Origin of the sequence: Butyrivibrio sp. MB2005 (assembly GCF_000424285.1) — a bacterium.
GTDB lineage: Bacteria > Bacillota > Clostridia > Lachnospirales > Lachnospiraceae > Butyrivibrio.
In genome coordinates this window covers 167,841-188,149 of sequence record NZ_AUJP01000010.1, presented here as the reverse complement: position 1 = coordinate 188,149, position 20,309 = coordinate 167,841, and the positions used below count along the sequence as shown (strand labels likewise).

The window sequence follows — 20,309 nt, the reverse complement described above, 5'->3', positions numbered from 1 at the left end:
AGATAGAAGCGGCTCCCACACTGGATATTCAGGTGTAGATAAAAGGAGGATTTTGCTGGGCAGGCGGGATTTATTAAATATAAAATAACAATAAACTGACATTTTATGTTCATTTAATAGTATATTGACGACATAAATGTATAATTTAAGTGCAGGGTATTTAGTCCTGCATCTATTTTTTATTAAGGGGGAACTTATGAGAAAAAGAATATTTGGAAGCATATTGATCGTAGTGGTTACTGTTTGCTTAATCTGTGGCGCATGCGGAAAGAGTAATACCAAGGCTTTGGGTGAATATTGGTCCGCGGATTCTGAGGCAGCAGAAAGCCTTCGCAGTTATGTGGCAAAGGTTACGAATAAAAATGATGCTGAGAATTTTATACCCCAGGAGGATCGTATAGCTGTCTTTGATATGGACGGTACACTAACCTGTGAGACCTTCTATACCTATTATGACACCATGATGTTTATAAACTTTTGCCTGACAGATCATCCGGAAAGAGTCTCAGATGAGCTTAAGGCAGCGGCTGCGGAGATTATGCCGGGATATACGGCAGGAGAAGAACTTGCTAGGAATTTTGCCAAGGCCTACGCAGGAATGACTGTAAAGGAGCTGTATGATTATGCTGTGAAATTCGGTCAGAAGCAGACAGACAGCTTTGAGAATATGCGCTACATTGACGGATTTTATCTGCCGATGGTGGAAGTTGTGAAATACCTTTATGACAATGGTTTTACTATTTATGTGGTAAGCGGTACTGAGCGCACAACTACAAGGGCAATCGTTGCAAATTCTCCAATCAGTGAATATGTATCTCCTGCCCATGTGATAGGCACAGAGTTTGAGGTTAAGGTAAAGGGGAACGAGGATGTCTCCTCCAATATGGACTTTAAGTATGCCGATGGCGATGAGCTTGTTTTTACAGGCGAATTCATTCAGAAAAACCTTAACGCGAATAAGACGATCTGGATTGAACGTGAGATCGGACAGTATCCGGTTCTGGCCTTTGGAAACAGCGGCAGCGATACCAGTATGATGAACTATGCGCTGGATAGCAGAAATCCCTATCCTTCAGCAGCATATATGATAGTTGCAGATGATGATGTTCGTGAGTGGGGAACTCAAGACTGGGAAGAAAAATCCGCAGGCTACAGGGAGCAGGGATATGTTCCGATTTCCATGAAAAATGATTTCCTTAAGATCTATCCTGATACTATAAAAAGATCTGACATACAGTATGTGGAGCCTGAGGCTGATGCTAATGCAGCATAGTATTATCCTATAACATCAATATGCAAAGGAACGGTAATTCATGTCAGAAATTATTAGAGCTCATCTGAATTTTAAAGGTTATGTGCAGGGTGTAGGTTTTAGATATACCGCATACCACACAGCAACCATGTACGGACTTACCGGATGGGTGAAAAATGAGTGGAACGGCTCTGTAACTGTGGAGGTTCAGGGAGATCCGGACACCATAGATATGTTTATTCAAAAGGTAAAGGATGGACGTTTTATAGAAGTGCTTGATATGACAAAGGCGACCATACCACCTGAGGATGAAAGCAGTTTTCAGATTAAGTATTAGATATGTTTTCATGATTATGTAACCGGACATATGATCGAAGAGTTCATTATCGATGTGCAGAGAAAGGAGGGTAATCGAATGGAGACGGTTTTAGGATTACTAATCCCATTTGCCGGGACAGCCCTGGGCTCAGCCGGAGTTTTCTTTATGAAAAAAGAACTGGATGATAAGGTTCAGCGTGCACTTACGGGCTTTGCCAGCGGAGTAATGGTGGCGGCCTCCATATGGAGTCTTATTGTTCCTGCTCTGGAACAATCTGAATCTATGGGAAAGCTCTCTTTTCTTCCTGCGGTAATAGGATTCTGGTTAGGTATTCTGTTCCTGCTGTTTCTCGATAGTGTGATCCCTCACCTTCACATGAATGCTGAGAAAGCAGAGGGACCAAAGGCAAACCTAAAGAAAACAACAATGATGGTTCTTGCGGTTACTCTTCACAATATTCCGGAAGGAATGGCAGTTGGAGCGGTTTTTGCCGGACTACGTGCAGGCTCTGCTGCGGTTACGGCAGGAGGTGCACTGGCACTGGCTCTTGGTATAGCTATTCAGAACTTCCCGGAGGGAGCTATCATTTCGATGCCTCTTCATGCTCAGGGCCAGAGTAGGTTCAAGGCTTTTATGGGAGGTGCTTTGTCAGGAGCTGTTGAGCCTCTTGGAGCGCTTCTTACAGTTTTGGCTGCCGGATTGATTGTGCCGGTGATGCCTTATCTGCTTTCCTTTGCAGCCGGAGCAATGATGTATGTGGTTGTAGAGGAACTTATTCCAGAAATGTCTGAGGGAGAACACTCAAATATCGGAGTATTGATGTTTGCTTTGGGATTTACCCTCATGATGACCCTTGATGTGGCTTTGGGATGAATGAAAATGAAGGTTACAGCACTTTGGCTGTGAAACCGATAAATTTGAAATGGCATTTCAAGGGTGCCACACAGTATTGCACCTAAGCTTGGTCCAGTTACACCTTGCAATTGTAGTCATCCTTGTCCTTATGGTAATGGCAGAACGTTTTGCTTTCCCTGCTATCAGAAGCTTGTTGCTGACAGCAGAAGTAACAGGTATGGCAAATGGCCTTAGTCTTTCTCATGCATAAATGACTTGCATCAGGTCAGTTCATTGTTTCTTCGATATATTTCAGAAATGCATTGACTGCATCTGACTGTGCTTCTCGTTTCTTCCAGATCAGCAGAGGCGTAGCCCATTTGCAGGGAGCAATCGCAACGAACGTGAGTCCTTCCCTCAGGAGGTCCGGATCTTCGAAGCACAGCATGGGGCCAAGCCCCTGCTTTACAAGCTGGATGGCATTATGTGCCAGGGTATAGACAGCGGCTATGTCCGGACTTTTGGAAAACCAGCCGGTCAATTCCCTGTAATATACCTGATTTTCCGGAATGATCAGGGATTCCTTTTCAAGGTCTTCGACTCTGATCTGTTCCCGCAATGCAAGAGGATGGTCATTCTTTACTAGAACACCCCAGCATGCTTTTCCCGGGTACTCCAGGCTTTCGAAGAGCTCTGTACTGACGGATCGGGTCAACAGCCCCAGATCAAGGACTCCTTTTTCCACATCCTCACGGATTTCCTCGGCATTTCCAGACTGAATATGAAAACAGATTCCGGGCTGCAGGCGGCGGAAGTCCCGGATCTGTTCCGAAAGCTTTGAAAAAGCCGGGATCTCTCCTGATCCGATGTATATATCACCTTTTAGAAATTTCGGATCCTTTTCCCGGTTAACTGCTTTTCTGTAGATTCTCAGTATATCCGATGCTGTTTCCCTGAACTGCCTGCCTTCATCAGTCAGAGTTACAAATCTGTTCGTCCTCAAGAACAGCTGCCGGCCAAGCTCATCTTCCAGTTCCTGGATCCTTCTGGAGACTGTTGGCTGAGACAGATGCAGCAGTTTCGCTGCCTTTGTGATATTTCTTTCTTCTGCTGCCATCATAAAGATCTCAAGACTTATCATATCCATGCATATGTCCCCATGCTTTCTCTATAGTGATACAAGTATAGCAAAGTGAGCGGTTTATCACCAGTCTGAAATTTGATTTTTGTATGACAGACTATTTGAAATTGTTATTTTGCATGGATCATTGGAGGAGTTATAATGTATTCATCAAGTAAAGAAAAGGAAAGGAAATCTGAGATGATCTTATTTTTTTCAGCAACCGGAAACAGTCTCTATGCAGCGAAGCAGCTGGATCAGGAACTTGTCAGCATTCCCCAGGAAATGAAAAAGACAAACCGGCATTATACTGCCGATAAGATCGGGATTGTCTGCCCGCTTTTTGAGTTTGAGATCCCGCCTATGGTGAAGGATTTCATCCGTGATTCAGAATTTGAAACAGAATATTTTTATCTGGTTGTGACCTACGGCTGCCATCACGGTGGGGTTGCCGGCCGTACCCAGGAATTTCTTTCATCTATCGGGAAAAAAGCGAATTATATCAATACCATTATCATGCATGACAACGCAATTATAGTATTTGATATGGATCAGCAGAGACAAATCGAAGGTGAAAAGAAAGTTGACGAGCATCTTGCACTGATCAAAGCTGACATCGATACAGAAAAGCACTATATTCAGGCTGCGTCAAAGGAAGAAACGGATTTTTATAATGGCTACATGCACTTCAAAGAACAAGCCGGCCCAATGTATTCCTTCCCGCTTTACCGCGTAGATGAACGCTGCGTCGGCTGCGGTACCTGCAGCCGTATCTGTCCACGAGGATGTATCCGGTTGGAAAACAATCGCCCGGACTATAATTACACGAATTGCATAAACTGTATGGCATGCATCCAGGCCTGCCCTACAAAAGCCCTGCAGTTTGCCACAGTAAAAGAGCCCAACCCGGAAGCCCGATACAGAAATGTTCATATCACACTGAAAGAGCTTATAGAGGCTAATCAGCAGTAATGGTGTTCGTAAAATTCAGGACATCATGGAGCAGGAGGGGCGAAAGACTGCAACAGGGCTTACCAGATGGCAGTCTGCTTACATTAATAGAATGCTTAGCAATCCTTTTTATTGCGGTAGAATCGTTTATCGTAAAGGATGCTGTGGCACCGCTTTATAATGATGAAGGCATATTGGTAATGAGTGTTTATGATTTTCTTCTAAATCCAGATAGCATGGAAATCTAAATGAATGTATCTGAATAAAAAAATAGCATCCCTAGGCGTAGTTTCATATAAACAAGATTAAAACACCAGAACTTTGAGCCATATAATCCTAATGGGGTGTCCCCTAGGTCCATTACTGCATGTTTTTACAAATCCGTCCTGACATGGTAATATATATTCGCTGTGTCAGGACTATTTTTATGTCATAATAGATAAATGGTGTCCGGCGTGGTGCTTGGTACAACAAGCTGAGATAACAAATGGCTTAAATAAAGCATTTTTAGAAGGAGATATATAAAATATGAAACTAGGAATCGTTATTTGAACGCCTTTTTCATATATCTCCATAAAAATCTATAAAACTCTCTAAAACTCTCTAAAACCGCATAAATACTTCGCTTGCGGGAATTCCACCTCGCATAAAACTTGTTAAAGATTCATATATTTCATAAAAAAATGGCACTCGTCTGGCACTCGTTTTTGGGTAATCCTATGAGGGATTATTTCATGCCATTTTAGGTTACTTTTTGGTTGAGAGTCCCAAATTAGCAAAATCATAATATGAATGATATTTTTAAAAGCCAGGTTCATAGTAGCCTGGTTTTTATAATGCCATAAAATGTCCAAATTATAGAATTATCACTTATATTTAATAATTCCTACAGACATTATTTATATGTTGTAAACTATTGTATTTTATACTAAATAGTAGCATTACACATATTGACTGATAGGAGGTTATTTGATCATGAGTAGAACCGATAAAACCGGAAAAAAAGAAAAAGTAAAGGCCATAAGCGTCAGGTTGTCCATTCTGTTTGTGGGGCTTCTTGTGCTGAGCATTCTGGTAAGCGAAACCATCGTGATTGCCATGGGCTACGGGCTTGTCAAGAATCTTATCGACTCCACTTTGACTAATAAGGTTTCAAGTGATGCCGGTGAGATAAACAAAGAGCTTAATGCAACATTCTATTACCTAAATGGTGTTGCCGATGCTGTTGAGCAGAATCAATATAACAGCAACGATGAGCTTATGCAATATATGATAGGAACTGTAGGCAGATATAAAATGCTTCCCACAGGAGCTTATATTGCGCTAAACGATGAAACCTTCATCTATCCAAGCCAGCCTGATTTTCAGATGGAAGGCATCACTGAAAAGCCCTGGTATACACAGTCTTTAGGCTATGACAACAGTTGGTTCTACTTTTATGACGTCCCATATTTTGACACAGTAACAGGTGATCTGTGTGCGACAGTTATCAGACACATTCATTTAAAGGACGGGCGTGAGGGATGCTTTGCAGCGGATATTTTCCTGTCAGGCTCTCAGGAAAGTCTTAACCAGATTAAACTCTATGAAACCGGTGGTGCGATGTTGCTTACACCTCAGGGACTCATTCTTTCATACAGAGATGATCCTTCATTAAACGGCAAAAATGTTTCCGAACTTTCAGACAATGCATTTATTACCAATATAGGTGCCATTGTTAGTGCTGATGCCGCGGATAGTGAAAGCGACACAGGTCCTGTTCACTCATTTAAGGCAGATGGACAGACCATCTATTCAGTAACATCCAAGGTTAGCGGTACTGACTGGAGAGTTGTTATATATGCAAAACAGAACGAAGTTCTGGCAGTATTAAATCAACTCATTTTAGCTCTTGTAATTGTATCCTTAGTATCGATTGTTGTGGTTATTATCATAATCTCTCAGGTACTTCAGAGGATGATCAAGAAACCTGTCACAACCCTTACCGAAAACATTGAAAAGATTTCGAGCGGTGACTTTACAGTTGATATCACCACTAAGGGTGATGACGAAATTGCTTACATGAACAGAGCTATGGGAGAGTTCATAACAGGTATGCGCTCATCGCTTACAGAGATAAAAGATGTATCTGGAAAGCTTATGGGTGATGCACAGAATTCCAAGGATACAGCAGAGAATCTGGAAGAGGCCGCTAACAATCAGTCCGCAAGCATGACTCAGATCAAAGAAAACATTGAAAATATGGCCAGCGCCGTAAATGAAGTTGCTGAAAATGCAACCGTTCTGGCTCAGACCGTATCCAATGTTACAGATCAGGAAGCCCAGATTGAAGCTTCTATGAATGAACTTGTTAAAAAGGCTGAAAGCGGTCAGCATGATATGTCTAACGTAGCAAACGGAATGTCCGACATCGTTGACTCCATGAAGGATATGGCAGATGCCGTTAAAAACGTTGACGAAGCTGCCGATAAGATCAATCAGATCATTGACCTTATCAACTCTATTTCCTCCCAGACCAATCTCCTTTCACTCAACGCTTCCATCGAGGCAGCAAGAGCAGGTGAAGCAGGAAAAGGATTTGCGGTTGTTGCTTCCGAGATTGGAACACTTGCTCAGAATTCAGCAGATGCTACTAACCAGATCGGTGAAATTATAAAGGATATGTCCCAGAAGGTGCAGATGCTTTCTGAAAAATCCGAGACCAATACTACTCTTATCAATAACAGTGCTGAGACCGTAAATGTTGCAGCTACAACCTTTAAAGAGATCACTCAGGAATTGTCCGATGCCAATGATATCCTTGTAGAAATGGCCGAGCAGATGAACAAGGTCAATGACGTTGCTACCAACATGGCTTCAGTATCTGAAGAGCAGTCCGCATCCACACAGGAAATTGCAAACAACGTTGAAAGAGTAACAGCTGCAGCTCAGGGCGTTGCTTCATCATCTGAAAATGTATCCTCCGCTGCAACCTCTGTTTCTGACGCGGTTGATACCATCAATAATAACCTTGAAAGATTCACAATAAGCTGACTTATGTAAATGAGTTTTTGAAGAAGTCCGTAAAGATCTTCTAAATACCATTAAAATTTAAAAATCCCACACCCTTAAAAGTATATAAGAGTGTGGGATGTTTTTTCATTATTTTTGAACATGCTGCAGTGATGTGGCGAGGTCTTTTTGCATAAAAATGTGTATAGAAACAAAAAGTCACTCATAAAAGCGCGAAGAGTACATAGTGCTTCTAAGATTTTCCCAACAGTGTCGGAAAATTTGATCTGTATCGAACAAAAATGCGGAATCCGCAAAAATGTCGATTAGAGTATTGAATAAGCTATTCCTATGATGTAAAATTCTATTGAACAAAAATGCGGATTCCGCATTTTTGTTCAATAAGTAATGGGCGGAACAATATGGAAATACGTAGAGATATATATTTGAATAAGCTTATTTCAAAAAAACATAACGGACTAATTAAGGTTGTAACAGGTATGCGAAGATGTGGGAAATCGTACCTTTTATTTAATATTTTTAAAGAGTATCTGGTAAATGAAGGAGTTAATGAAAACCATATTATTGAGATTGCATTTGACTCTTTTGAGAATAGAAAGTATCGAGATCCTGAAGTTTTATTTCCATATCTGATGGAAAAAATCGCTGATAATGAAATGTATTACGTTTTATTAGATGAAGTTCAGATGCTCGATGATTTTGAATCAGTTCTTAATAGCCTCGGAAGAAAGAAAAATGTGGATGTATATGTAACGGGAAGTAATGCCAAGTTTCTGTCAAAAGATATTATTACTGAATTTCGTGGACGTGGGGATGAAGTTCATATGTATCCGTTAACATATAGTGAATTTATGAGTGTATATGACGGTGACAAGCAGGAAGGCTGGAGTGATTATGTGCTGTTCGGTGGGATACCGCTTGTGCTAGGCTTTGAAACGGCTGATCAAAAATCTGATTTTTTAAAATCTCTATTTGAGGAAACCTATATTTCTGATATTACTGGAAAAAATAATATACGAAATAAGGCAGAGTTAGAAGAACTTCTGAACATTTTATCCTCAGCAATTGGATCGCTTACGAATCCAAGCAAGTTATCTGCGACTTTTAAAAGTGTTAAAAACAAGACTATAAGCAAAGAAACCATAATCAAATATATAGATTACCTTAAAGATTCATTTCTTATTGATAGTGCAATTCGATATGACATCAAGGGTAAAAAATACATTAGTACTCCATCGAAGTATTATTTTACCGATCTGGGACTTAGAAATGCGAGACTTAATTTTAGACAGGTGGAGGAGACTCATGCAATGGAAAACATTATATTTAATGAATTAAAAGTTCGTGGATATAATGTGGACGTTGGTGTTGTTGTGATGAATGAAGTTGACAAAAATGGTAAGAAGATCCGAAAACAGTTGGAAGTGGATTTTGTCTGCAACAAAGGTTCAAAGAGATTTTATATTCAATCAGCCTATGCATTGCCTGATAAAGAAAAGATGGAACAGGAACAACGCTCATTAGTGAATACAGGCGATGGATTTAAAAAAATTATTATTACAAAGGATGCTGTGGCACCGCTTTATAATGATGAAGGCATATTGGTAATGAGTGTTTATGATTTTCTTCTAAATCCAGATAGCATGGAAATCTAAATGAATGTATCTGAATAAAAAATAGCATCCCTAGGCGTAGTTTCATATAAACAAGATTAAAACACCAGAACTTTGAGCCATATAATGGACCACAAACCCCGTCCCCTAGCTACGGCAACTAGCTCATTTCACGTGTTGTCACGCCTGGTTACATATCTTCATTTTTCCTAACAATTCCCAAATCTTAATTTTACATAATTTCACGTAAATTCACGTGAAGAAGGAAATGCTGGTACATAGCTGGCACAAATTTGGTACATAGAAGTGTTCCTACGCCATTATAGTTTGGTAAGCCTAGGAGTGATAATTTCACCGGGTTTTTTGAATTTAAGGGCAGTTATTTCGAAAGAGATAGCTGTCTTTTTTACACATGATATAGTCAATACTGTATAATTGAATTTGCTTGATAGAAATATTTGGAGGCGAGATATGAGCAACCTTATTAAAATTGATAATGAATATAAAAACTGGATTACAGAAGTATCAAAGCGTTTCAGACAGACCCAGCTAAAAGCTGCTGTGAAAACTAATAGTGATATGCTCAGGTTCTATTGGTCTCTTGGTAGGGATATTGTTGGATTGAGCGAAAAAAATAATTACGGATCTGGCTTTTATAAAACTATTAGTGAAGATTTGAAAGATATTTTCCCGGATATCAAATCGTTTTCGCCTACAAATCTTAAATATATGCGATATTTTTATGAGATGTATCCGGAAGTTTCAAATCGTCAACTGGCTGTTGACGATTTTGAAGATGCAGAGAATCGTCAACAAGTTGTTGACGATTTGGGGCAGAGTATAATTTTTCTTATACCATGGGGACACCATGTACAGATACTTGGAAAATGTAAAAACAATCCCCAGAAGGCACTGTTTTATGTGAAGAAAACATTGGAAAACAATTGGTCAAGGGATGTACTCTTGAACTTCCTTGATACTGATCTATATGAGAGGCAAGGTAAGGCGGTAACAAATTTTGCATTAACATTACCGGCAGAGCAGAGTGATCTTGCGCAGGCTATGACGAAGGATCCATATAGATTTGATTTTTTAACATTGAGAGAAAAGTATGATGAGAAAGAGCTTAAGGATGCGCTTATAAACAAGGCTGAGAAGTTCCTTATGGAACTTGGTACAGGCTTTGCATATATGGGTCGAGAAGTCAGGATTGAAGTAGGTGATACTGAGAAGTTTATTGATATGCTCTTTTACAACACCAAGCGACACTGCTATGTAGTTTTGGAAGTGAAAACGGGCAAGTTTGATTCTTCATATGCTGGACAGCTTGGTACATATGTTGTAGCAGTAAATCACCAGATTAAGGCAGAAGAAGATAATCCAACTGTTGGCTTGTTGATATGTAAAGATCTTGACAAAGTAGAGGCTCAATATGCGTTGGAATCAAGCAGCCAACCTATTGGAGTATCCAGTTACGAACTTTCAAAGTTGGTACCGGAAGAATTCAAGGGAAGTATGCCAACTATTGAAGAGATTGAAGCCGAGTTTGGAAATATTGATTGAGCTTAGGACGGCTTAAAAGTGTCTTAGGGGAAAAGATGGGAAAAAGTGAAATAGTATTATTCGAGACGAAGGATAAGAAGGTGAAGCTTTTGGTACCAATTACCGGGGATACGGTATGGCTTACGCAAAACCAGATGGCGGAACTATTTTCAACCACAAAGCAAAATGTAAGCTTACATGCGAATAATTGCTTTAAAGAAGGAGAGTTGGATAAGAATTCAGTTGTAAAGGATTTCTTGACAACTGCTTCCGATGGGAAAAATTACAGAACAAAGCATTATAATCTTGATGTGATCATTTCTGTTGGATATAGGGTTAAATCTCAGCGAGGCACTGAATTTAGGCAATGGGCCAATTCAGTGCTAAAGCAGTATATTATAAATGGTTATGCTATCAATGAGAAAAGACTTACTGCACTTCAGAAAACTGTCGAGATTCAGTCTAAAATGTTGGCTGATACGTTAGAAATAGAGCAAAAAGAAGTGCTTCAGGCGGTTAATCTATATACAGATGCCCTGGTGCTTCTTGATCAATATGATCATCAGTCTATTGTGAAGCCGGAAGGAGCAGCTCCAATCTACAGAATCACTTATGCTGACTGCAGAGAGATGATCAATCATATGGAGGATACCTTTAGATCCGACGTGTTTGGCGTTGAAAAAGAAAATGGTAAGGTAGAAGGCATATTAGCCGCAGTCTATCAGGATGTTTTCGGAGGAGAGGTATATCCGACGCTTGAAGAGAAGGCTGCGAATCTCCTTTATTTCATGATAAAGGATCATCCGTTTGCTGATGGCTGCAAGCGAATAGCTGCGTCATTATTCCTGGAGTTCCTTAGCAGAAACAAAGCATTGTTCAGAGACGGACACAAGGTTATCAGTGATGGCGCGCTTGTTGCTATTACTCTTATGATTGCAGAGTCCAATCCGGAAGAGAAGGAGATTATGACAGCTTTGGTTATGAACTTGCTTAAAGTTTAATGCTTTTTACAAATCCGCCCTAACATGGTAATATATATTCTGCCGTGTTAGGGCTATTTTTATATGATAAAATGGTACTCGATGTGGCACTCGATTGGTGCCTGTATAGACAGGTATATGTTACAAATGGCTTAAAAAAGAGCTTTTTTAGAAGGAGAAATATAAAAAATGAAACTAGGAATCGAAAGACTTCTCCTTTATCACGTTTAGTTACATAAGGTCACGCGAACCGTTATTTCGCGATTGTTTGGAAACTATAATTACACGTTTCGCTACATAAATTCACATTAGAAAATGACAATTGGTGTAAGCCTGGTGTAGCGCTGGTGTATGAACTGTTAACCGGACATCATCACGCAGAATAATTGAATATTGATTTACATAAAGGGCAGTTGTTCGTGAAACAGAACAATTGCTCTTTTTCTATGCCCCAAAACGGGTGCAACTATATTCAATTCACAGGAGGACACAGAATGAACTACGAAGAGTTCAAGGAAAATCTTGCAAATGATGTTAAGGAACAGATGGAGGCTAGATCAGGCTCCGAGGTTACTGTTTAAACAAGAACAGTAGAGAAGATGAATGAGACTTATGATGCGCTCACAGTTAAACCCGAGGATAGCATCATCGGGGTAAACCTCAATATCACAAAACTTTATGAGGAATATGAGGATGGAAAGTCACAGCTAAAAGCTATATACAAAGATAATGCAGATACCATTGTCGGTAATATGGATTCGCAATTGTTTCTTGGTGGTACTGAGCAGACTACGCTCAAGGATCTGAATCAGATTTTGGGCAAGGAAACCATCGATATGTACAATACCGGTGAGAGTAAGGGTAATAATCCTTCGTATTCCATGAACTATCAGAAGACCGGAAAAGATCTTATGACCATGGATGAGATTGCAGTAATGGATGGGGGAAAATGTATTCTGCAGCTTCGAGGCGTGAGACCGTTTTTCTCTGATAAATATGATGTAACCCAGCATCCACATTATAAGGAGACAGCAGAGTATGATCCTAAGAACGCATATGATATTGTGAAGAATCTCAATCCCAAGATGTCGCTTAAGGATGATGACTTGTATTATGTTGTGGAAGTATAGTATTATCAGGAAATAAGCTATTCAACGAAAAAAAGGATACGTTAAAATATTTGTGTGTGATTCGTTGACGGGAATAATGAATAGCATTATACTATATATGAATAGAAAAGTTATGTCGGGCGCAGCTCCTGGCTTCTCCGCTGCGGAGACGTTAAATATGAGCAGAATAAATATAGCTGCATAATTAAAGGGTTCTGGCGACAGAACCCTTTAATTATGCAAAAAGGTGGAAAATGTTTAGTTGGGATGAATTAAAAGAATTAACTATCAAGCCAAAGATTAATGATATTTCTTTGGATTGTTTATCACAATACTATCAGAATTATTTGTATCCATTTATTTATGAATATAATATATCTGCTGACTCAGGAGAGAAAAAGACACTCAAGCTTAGTTTTGAAAAGAAGAATTTTTGTCATCTTCTTGGTATTGAATCAATTGCCAGGGGGCATGTTAGCAACAAAGAACTTCAAGCATATAAAGGTGATATTGGATGGGACAGTATAAGAAATGGGGATTATGAATTATCTGATCTTAAGGCTTTGAATGGTAATAAATTTAGAAGTGTTAAAGCAAAGTTTGTATATTTCTATTTGCTACCAAAACTTGCCGAAAAGCCAAATGCTGTTCTTTTTGATAATTTGAAAGTAATTGGTGGTACATCTATAAATAGCGAGATTGTATTTTATAGTAAAGTTGAAAAGGATAATGCAATAATACATTTAGGTATAGATTATGATAAAGGAACATCTTTCTATTATCCTAGATCATTCTTTGTAGAGAAGAAGAGTGTTGTTGATGATGACATATATATATCTTCTCAGGAGAGTATAGAAGTAACGGTAAAGAATAGAATAATTACATTATAGAAAACTGAAAAATATCATTACATAGACCAGCAAAAGTCGGAGACGTCCGATACTTACTGGTCTATTTTTATGTCCAAAATCAGGTGCACATGGAAAAGGGTATAACGAAACTATCAACCATATTTTTATTTTTAGAAAGGAGAGTAGTCCGAAAACTTGCGCAGTTTTTGGATGAAGGTAGGTATATGAAGGGTATGACATGGATGAAGTATAGAGTATGAAGGTAGAGTATGAGGTGCAGGTTTCGGGCGTGGGATGCTCGGTAGATCTTACTACAAAGGACTATAGCGAATCGCTTGTTTTATATACCATGGGATGGTATTTAGCGGAGCTTACAATAGTCGTAATCTACAAAGTGGGTGGGCAAAAGGGGAAGGTGAAATAAATAATTCATTTCAACGCAGAGTTTTTTAATAATAATTTCAGAGATATTTTCTTATGGGAATTTGCGGAATTTAGTAAAATGGTTGTGGTAATCTAGTTAACATAAACCATTTATCTCAGGAGGTAATTATCAATGAATAAAAAATCTGCTTTTGAAGTATACCTGTCTGCGGTTTTTAAATGGGGTATTACTGCACTGGTATCGGCCTGTATGTTTGCTACAGCAATGTTCATAGTAGAAAAGACAATTGGCTTTTATCAGGTTATCCCTTGGATCGCAGTAATAATTTTCGGTATCATGGATGTGTGTTTCTTTATTACAGGAATGCTGATTCTTAAGTCTTCATTTGATGAAGATGGATATTTAAAAGATGGAAAACTTCAAATAGGAAAGATTTTCTGCTCAGTTGTTCTTATCCTTCAGTGGAACTACATTATTTACATGGTTCCGACCAGAACATTCTGGGGATTTTTATGTTTCTTCCTGATACTTATCGGATTCTTTATGGATATTAAGCTACTGTCCGTTACCGGCAGTATTTGTATTGTTTCTATGTTTATTGCATGGTTTGTCAGAGGCACAGCTCTTTTGCCAGTAAAAGACGAACTCTTTATTACAGATGTAATCATGTGTGTTGTAGGCCTTGTGCTTTCGTTAGCCGGCCTTGTAATGTTCTTATTCTTTGTTTCACACTTTTTGATTACTGCCAAAAAGGATGAGCTTGAAGAGAACAACAGGCGTGTTACAGGTGTTATGGATGCTGTTCGTTCAATATCTTCCAAGATGGTAACTGCAGGAGCAACTCTTTTGGATATCTCATCAAGTGAGAGCGCTTCAGCAGAAGAGCTATCAGCAACAAGTGATGAGCTTGTTAAAAACAGTAATATTCTTGGTAATAAAGCAGATGAGAGTATGGCAAACTTGTCAGAGCTTAATGATTGCGCAAGCATTGTAGAAGAAAATGTTGAGACTGTTGAGAAGACATCTGACAACCTTCTTAAGAAGTCAAAAGAAAATGAGAAATCATTAAATGATCTTCAGGGGATAAATTCTGAAGTTTCTGATTCTATGGCAGTTACAACAGATATTGCAGACAGACTTCTAAAGGCAGTAGAAGAAATTGGAACAACGCTTGAACTTATTCAGGGAATTTCGTCATCAACAAGCCTTCTTGCTCTTAATGCTTCAATTGAGGCCGCAAGAGCGGGTGATGCTGGAAAGGGATTTGCTGTTGTAGCAACTGAAGTTGGTAAGCTTGCAGAAAACACGCAGAGCTCACTTAAGGACGTTGGTGCAATAATTGAAAGAGTTCAGAAGAACGTAGAAGAGATTACAGGACAGGTTGAGATAAATGCCAATAAGCTTGCTGAACAGAATGAACAGTTTAAGACAGTATTTGGCGACATAAGTGAAATGACTACAATGCTGAATGATTCGGTTAATGCAATTGAAGAGATGAATGAGGCACATAAACGCCAGTCAGAAATCATCAAAAAAACTGTTGAGATTAACCAGAATATCGCAGAGAGTATCAGAAGTGAGAACGAGCAGTTTGTGGCTATCAGTACCATGGCTGGAAATAATGCTACAAATACTGAGCATGTTGCACAGCAGGCTAGTGCAATCAATGACATGGTTGATGAGATTAATCGTCTTCTAAATAATTAAAAAGATGTGAGTGTCAAAAGACTGTGCCTTCTAAAAAAGAGGGCACAGTCTTTTTTTTAATACGAGGAAATTGCGCCTTGTCGGCGCAACCTTGAATTAAAGGCCCGGACAAGACCGGGCCATGCAAAGCGGAGGTATGCAGAGTATTATTATCAGTCTACCTCATCAAAGAATTCATCATCTTCGTGCATAAAGTAAGAAATTTTTCACTGACATTTTTAAAATTCATCCCGTATAATTGAGGATGAGTTATTTAACTTATACTTAGTAAATTCGCCGGAGGAACGAGATTCATGAAATTTGCTATGTTACTGTGGAGTTTTGGATTTTTTGAATAACTGACATATCTTTTAAATAACAGAATCAATGTAGCAAAGGAGATTATAGATATGGAATTTAATAAAGTTATTCAGAAGAGAGAGTCTGTTCGTAAGTACAGCGATACAAAGCCAACAGAAGATCAAGTGAAATATATTCTAGAAGCGGGGCGCTTAGCACCAACAGCTTTTAATAAACAACCACAACGAGTGTATATACTAAAAAGTGGAGAAGCTCTTCAGAGGATGGACAGTGTTCATCCATGCCGTTATGGAGCACCGATGGTAATTCTAGTATGTTCCGATAAAAATGCTGCAAGTAATTTTCAGGGTGGAAATAGCTATTTGACAGATGGTGTTATTGCAGCAACACATATGATGCTGGCAGCAACAGATATAGGATTGGATACATGTTGGGCTGGAGTGAATGATGTTCTTAAAACACAGAAGGTTTTTGACCTGCCAGAAAACATCTATCCTATTTGTTTCCTGGATTTGGGATTTCGCGCTAGCGATTTCAAAGGTGTATCTAGCGATAAAAAAAGGAATCCAATTGATTCAATGGTAACTATTTTATAAAAAATTGCGGCGTAGCCTTAGGGCGATTGTAAAGCAGGAGTCATAACCTGCCGCCGTATTTACTCCTGAAGAGGAGTATAGCGGAAAATTCCGCGTTAATTAATGCAGCGCTGTGTCGGAAAAGTCACTGCATGTTTTTACAAATCCGTCCTGACATGGTAATATATACTCGCTGTGTCAGGACTATTTTTATGTCACAATGTGTCATAACGCATAATTAATACAAAAATGGTGCCCGGCGTGGTGCTTGGTACAACAAGCTGAGATAACAAATGGCTTAAATAAAGCATTTATAGAAGGAGAAATATAAAAAATGAAACTAGGAATCGTAATTAAAAGCCAGTTCCTAGTATTTCCTTATAATTCTTTAGAAGTTGATAAATATAGGCATTAGCAGATTTATGATTGATTTCTAACTAGATGGATTTGCTTATAAATCCTTGTAAAACAAAATTGATTGTAACACTAAATGTAACACTGGACAGAAGTCTAAATACAGGTATGTTTATTTGATTATAAAGTTCACCATTTAATACTGGGTGCTTGGATAAACATATGATGATTTGAAAAAGAGCTTCCAAGATGGAAGCTCTCTTTTATATGATTTTTTTTGTTGTATTGATGATTTTGTCTTTCCAATTAATTACCGATTTAATGGATTTCTTTTCAAATATTGAAATGTATTTTTCCATATAATCATAATTGATGGTTTCGTCTTTATTTATAGGTATTTCTATTTTTAAGTCTTTAATCTTATTCCAAGTAGCCATTTCGTCATAAGAGAAAATTTTCTTGAAATATTGCATTTGACTAACTAGATAAAGACCAACTTTATCGTTTTTGATTATAGAACCAGATAAAGAAAAAACATGGTTATGAGTCGCCATTTTATATTTGAATGGTCTAAAATACACATTTCCAAAAAAATCCACAGTTATTGTGTTTGCAGCAAAAATTTTAGCAGGACGAGAAGTCTTCCCTTTTATACCATAATTTTGAAGACCTGAATTTATAAAGTATTCACCCTTTCCATCGATATCTTTTTGCTGCAAGTCAACATCACCAGTTTCTGATGTAAATAGCTCAGAAAGAGAGAATTGCTTTGTTAATGGTTTTTCTGAAAATAATTGTTCTTCAGAGGCTGTTATTTGATAATTATCTAGTCCGCTTGCTGATAAGTAAGCGGAGAGTTCACGTATACGTTCCTCCTCGAGTTCACGTATACGTTCCTCCATGTATGTATAATCAATTTCATCTGATGAATTAACAGGTAACTCAATATAGGTGTTTTTTAGTGCTATTTTTGTTGCTTTCTCATTATAAGCAAACTTCTTTGTGATGACTTTTTTAATGCAAGTTATGATATAAAGTGCATTTTTTTCGTTGAGCTTATCAGATTGAAGAACGCTAGTAGCACCGTGTCCATCTTTTAAATAAAATGGTGTTTCAAGATACACAATGTTTTGATTGTTGGAGTGTATTAAAATGGTAGGTTTTCCATCTTTGTTATTTAACACATTAGGAGTCAATGTTTCGAATGAAATGATTCCATTGTTAATTGTAGCCTGTCCGTAAAATGGATATGAAAAATCGCCTTCAATAGTAAGCTCATTTAGTTTTAATGGGTCGATTTCCTTTTGTGACTGCCATTGTAAAACATCGGAAATTTTAAAAAGCTTAGTTTTCATCTGACATTTCACCTTTCATAATCATTGAGACTTTCCAACTTAGATATTCTTTCACAACATCCATGAAATCATCTTGAGTAGGAACAGTGTCTATTTTTTGATGCTGTTTGTATGTCCAATCGTTTCCATCTAAAGAAATAACATCTTCGGTGTATTCATCCTCTGAAAAATAATGAAGATAAGACTTTCCATATAATACAAGGTTAACGATTTCGTCATATCTTTCGATGGCATGGTCTGTGTTTTTGAGGTTTGTTTCTAGACTAGATTTTTTTCGGTTTTGTCTAGTATAACCGTCGTTTGAAAAGTCGATGAATTTAACCATTTGCCTCTTATCATGTGGAACACCTACATTGAAGACGTATATAGCAGTCTGAACGCCAGCTTTTCCATGGAATATATCTGACATATGTATGCTTGCAAGAAGCGTATTCTTTTCAAGAATACGCTTTGTATATGGTAATCCATTACCACTACCAGCATTTTCTTGAATGAGAATTACAGCCCTTCCATTTTTCATATTATTAAGTGCTTTTTCTACAAATACAAAACCTTTACCTGCTGCAGAATATGGTGGATTAAGTAAAAAAACGTTTGCTGGATATGGCTTGTCTTTTAAATCACCTTGTTCATAAATGCCTTCATATTCAGTCAAACTATCTTTATGAATGATGTTTGATGAACCATCGCCCATAAGAATCATATTTAGTACAGCGAGTAAATAAATATCTGAACGTTTTTCTATACCAAGTAATTGCTGACATTTAATTTGTACAATTTTTTTCTCTAATTCTTTAGGACTTTTAATTTTTTCTTCAGCATCCTTAATCATTAGTTTCATTGATGAAATTAAGAATCCTGCCGAACCAGCTGCGTAATCCCAAACATAGCTGTCTTTGTTTACTTGAGCAAGCTTTGCCATAAGTTCAGTTACATATCTAGGAGTGAGAACAACATCATTTTTATCGCTATCTGGAATATCTACCCAAGCATTTAATACATTGAAAAGTCTACCAGTAAAATCAAGATGTCTAGCAGATGTAAAAATAGGCATTATATCGTTTTTGACACTTGTATAAACTGTTTTTAATTTGCTTTCACCATTAATAGTCTTCCATAAATCTGAGTAGATAAATACTCGTGAGAGGTCATTTATAATCATGGCTTTTTTCTCTTTAGGAAGATTTCTTTCTTCGAGGAAAGAATCAATCTTATTAATGATTACTTGACCATCATTTGTTTTTGAACCAGATTCACCTTTTAGGTCAGATATTTCGAGTGGAGAAACTTTTCCTTCTACACCGAGGGATGCCATAATCATTCCAGTGACTAATTCTACACGGGAGCCGACAGATATTTTGAGGTCGTCCTGCATAACTTGATTTAGTTTTTTTAACTTTATTTCAATTTCATTTTCAAATTCCTTTGCCTTTGCTTCTAATTCCTCTTCTGTAAGGCTGGACTTATCGATTTCATCAATTAATTTATCGATGTTCTTTGGTAATAAGAATGATAAATCTGCATATGACTTTAATCGTTTTGGAATGCAGTAGTTATCAAGTGATACATAGTATGTTTCAATTTCTATAATTCGTCCGCTTGGCTCATCATAACCATTTAAGCCTATGGCAAGTACTTCCTTGTAACTAGTGGAATTATTTATGATTGCATTAGCGTAATGAATGGCACCATTTACAGCATATTTATTAATGTTGGTGAAATTTGGCGTTCCATCTTTTTTTACATTATCGACATCGCCAGAAGCTGTTAGTTTTTGTAAAGCTCCCTTTGTACCTTTCACTTCAATCATTACAGGAATTTTTCTTAGTGATTTAGTTTCTATAAATAGTTTAATGTCTGGATAGTTAGTACCAGAACCACCACTTTTAGAAGGCGCAGTTTTTAACGCATTTTCAATTTCGGGATTGATGCTTTCTGTCTTTGTGTAATATTTTGTTTTTCCTAATTGTTTTTTGCCCCAATCTTCAATTTGTTCTTCAATACTTTTTGCCATGAATAAGGTCTCCTTTATGAATGTTGTTATAATATC

17 protein-coding genes and 1 pseudogene are annotated in these 20,309 nt (G+C 37.9%); 15 read left to right on the top strand and 3 right to left on the bottom strand.

Annotated features, from left to right (window positions below):
• Positions 1-196 precede the first annotated feature (196 nt).
• The 4 genes from G610_RS19985 to G610_RS23025 all read left to right on the top strand — a co-directional run bounded on the left by G610_RS19985 (position 197) and on the right by G610_RS23025 (position 2,676).
• The gene (locus tag G610_RS19985) at positions 197-1,273 is read left to right on the top strand and encodes an HAD family hydrolase (RefSeq protein WP_051197749.1); all 1,077 of its coding nucleotides are present in this window, start codon (positions 197-199) and stop codon (positions 1,271-1,273) included.
• A 40-nt stretch (positions 1,274-1,313) separates the two neighbouring features.
• Positions 1,314-1,589: an acylphosphatase gene (locus G610_RS0106565; RefSeq protein WP_026524163.1), complete on the top strand. Its 276-nt coding sequence runs from the start codon at positions 1,314-1,316 to the stop codon at positions 1,587-1,589.
• 78 nt (positions 1,590-1,667) lie between these two features.
• The gene (locus tag G610_RS0106560) at positions 1,668-2,444 is read left to right on the top strand and encodes a ZIP family metal transporter (protein ID WP_026524162.1); all 777 of its coding nucleotides are present in this window, start codon (positions 1,668-1,670) and stop codon (positions 2,442-2,444) included.
• A gap of 76 nt (positions 2,445-2,520) precedes the next feature.
• Positions 2,521-2,676: a hypothetical protein gene (locus G610_RS23025; protein WP_155830977.1), complete on the top strand. Its 156-nt coding sequence runs from the start codon at positions 2,521-2,523 to the stop codon at positions 2,674-2,676.
• 15 nt (positions 2,677-2,691) lie between these two features.
• Here G610_RS23025 and G610_RS0106555 read toward each other — a convergent pair whose 3' ends face one another.
• Positions 2,692-3,552 carry a LysR family transcriptional regulator gene (locus G610_RS0106555; protein ID WP_026524161.1) on the bottom strand — a complete coding sequence of 287 codons (861 nt, stop codon included), beginning with the start codon at positions 3,550-3,552 and terminating at the stop codon, positions 2,692-2,694.
• A gap of 135 nt (positions 3,553-3,687) precedes the next feature.
• On the opposite strand from G610_RS0106555, the gene G610_RS0106550 reads away from it, so the two are divergent.
• The 11 genes and pseudogenes from G610_RS0106550 to G610_RS0106490 all read left to right on the top strand — a co-directional run bounded on the left by G610_RS0106550 (position 3,688) and on the right by G610_RS0106490 (position 16,571).
• Entirely contained in the window at positions 3,688-4,497 is an 810-nt protein-coding gene (locus G610_RS0106550; RefSeq protein WP_196809817.1) for an EFR1 family ferrodoxin, read from the top strand.
• A gap of 25 nt (positions 4,498-4,522) precedes the next feature.
• The gene (locus G610_RS23895) at positions 4,523-4,657 is read left to right on the top strand and encodes a recombinase family protein (protein ID WP_242829622.1); all 135 of its coding nucleotides are present in this window, start codon (positions 4,523-4,525) and stop codon (positions 4,655-4,657) included.
• 794 nt (positions 4,658-5,451) lie between these two features.
• Positions 5,452-7,509: a methyl-accepting chemotaxis protein gene (locus tag G610_RS0106540; protein ID WP_026524159.1), complete on the top strand. Its 2,058-nt coding sequence runs from the start codon at positions 5,452-5,454 to the stop codon at positions 7,507-7,509.
• Positions 7,510-7,889: 380 nt separating this feature from the next.
• Positions 7,890-9,143 carry an ATP-binding protein gene (locus G610_RS0106535; protein WP_026524158.1) on the top strand — a complete coding sequence of 418 codons (1,254 nt, stop codon included), beginning with the start codon at positions 7,890-7,892 and terminating at the stop codon, positions 9,141-9,143.
• Positions 9,144-9,572: 429 nt separating this feature from the next.
• Entirely contained in the window at positions 9,573-10,664 is a 1,092-nt protein-coding gene (locus tag G610_RS0106530; RefSeq protein ID WP_026524157.1) for a PDDEXK nuclease domain-containing protein, read from the top strand.
• A gap of 35 nt (positions 10,665-10,699) precedes the next feature.
• Complete coding sequence (gene rhuM / locus G610_RS0106525; protein ID WP_026524156.1) at positions 10,700-11,644, top strand: RhuM family protein; 945 nt, start codon at positions 10,700-10,702, stop codon at positions 11,642-11,644.
• A gap of 398 nt (positions 11,645-12,042) precedes the next feature.
• Complete coding sequence (locus tag G610_RS23020; RefSeq protein ID WP_155830976.1) at positions 12,043-12,204, top strand: hypothetical protein; 162 nt, start codon at positions 12,043-12,045, stop codon at positions 12,202-12,204.
• 117 nt (positions 12,205-12,321) lie between these two features.
• Positions 12,322-12,753 (top strand): annotated as a pseudogene (locus G610_RS19975) (TraM recognition domain-containing protein); the annotation flags it as partial.
• Positions 12,754-12,986: 233 nt separating this feature from the next.
• Positions 12,987-13,622 carry a PBECR4 domain-containing protein gene (locus tag G610_RS0106510; RefSeq protein WP_026524155.1) on the top strand — a complete coding sequence of 212 codons (636 nt, stop codon included), beginning with the start codon at positions 12,987-12,989 and terminating at the stop codon, positions 13,620-13,622.
• 517 nt (positions 13,623-14,139) lie between these two features.
• Positions 14,140-15,675 (top strand): methyl-accepting chemotaxis protein, encoded by a 1,536-nt coding sequence (locus tag G610_RS0106495; RefSeq protein WP_026524154.1) that lies wholly within the window; start codon positions 14,140-14,142, stop codon positions 15,673-15,675.
• A gap of 389 nt (positions 15,676-16,064) precedes the next feature.
• Complete coding sequence (locus tag G610_RS0106490; RefSeq protein ID WP_026490262.1) at positions 16,065-16,571, top strand: nitroreductase family protein; 507 nt, start codon at positions 16,065-16,067, stop codon at positions 16,569-16,571.
• Between the two features lie 596 nt (positions 16,572-17,167).
• Here G610_RS0106490 and G610_RS0106485 read toward each other — a convergent pair.
• Together G610_RS0106485 and G610_RS0106480 are read right to left on the bottom strand one after the other, a co-directional pair.
• On the bottom strand, positions 17,168-18,259 hold the full coding sequence (locus G610_RS0106485; RefSeq protein ID WP_026524153.1) for a restriction endonuclease subunit S: 1,092 nt from the start codon (positions 18,257-18,259) through the stop codon (positions 17,168-17,170).
• A complete protein-coding gene (locus G610_RS0106480) occupies positions 18,249-20,273 on the bottom strand; it encodes an HsdM family class I SAM-dependent methyltransferase (RefSeq protein WP_026524152.1) in 2,025 nt (674 codons plus the stop codon). Before G610_RS0106480 ends, G610_RS0106485 begins: the two co-directional genes overlap by 11 nt.
• Positions 20,274-20,309 lie beyond the last annotated feature (36 nt).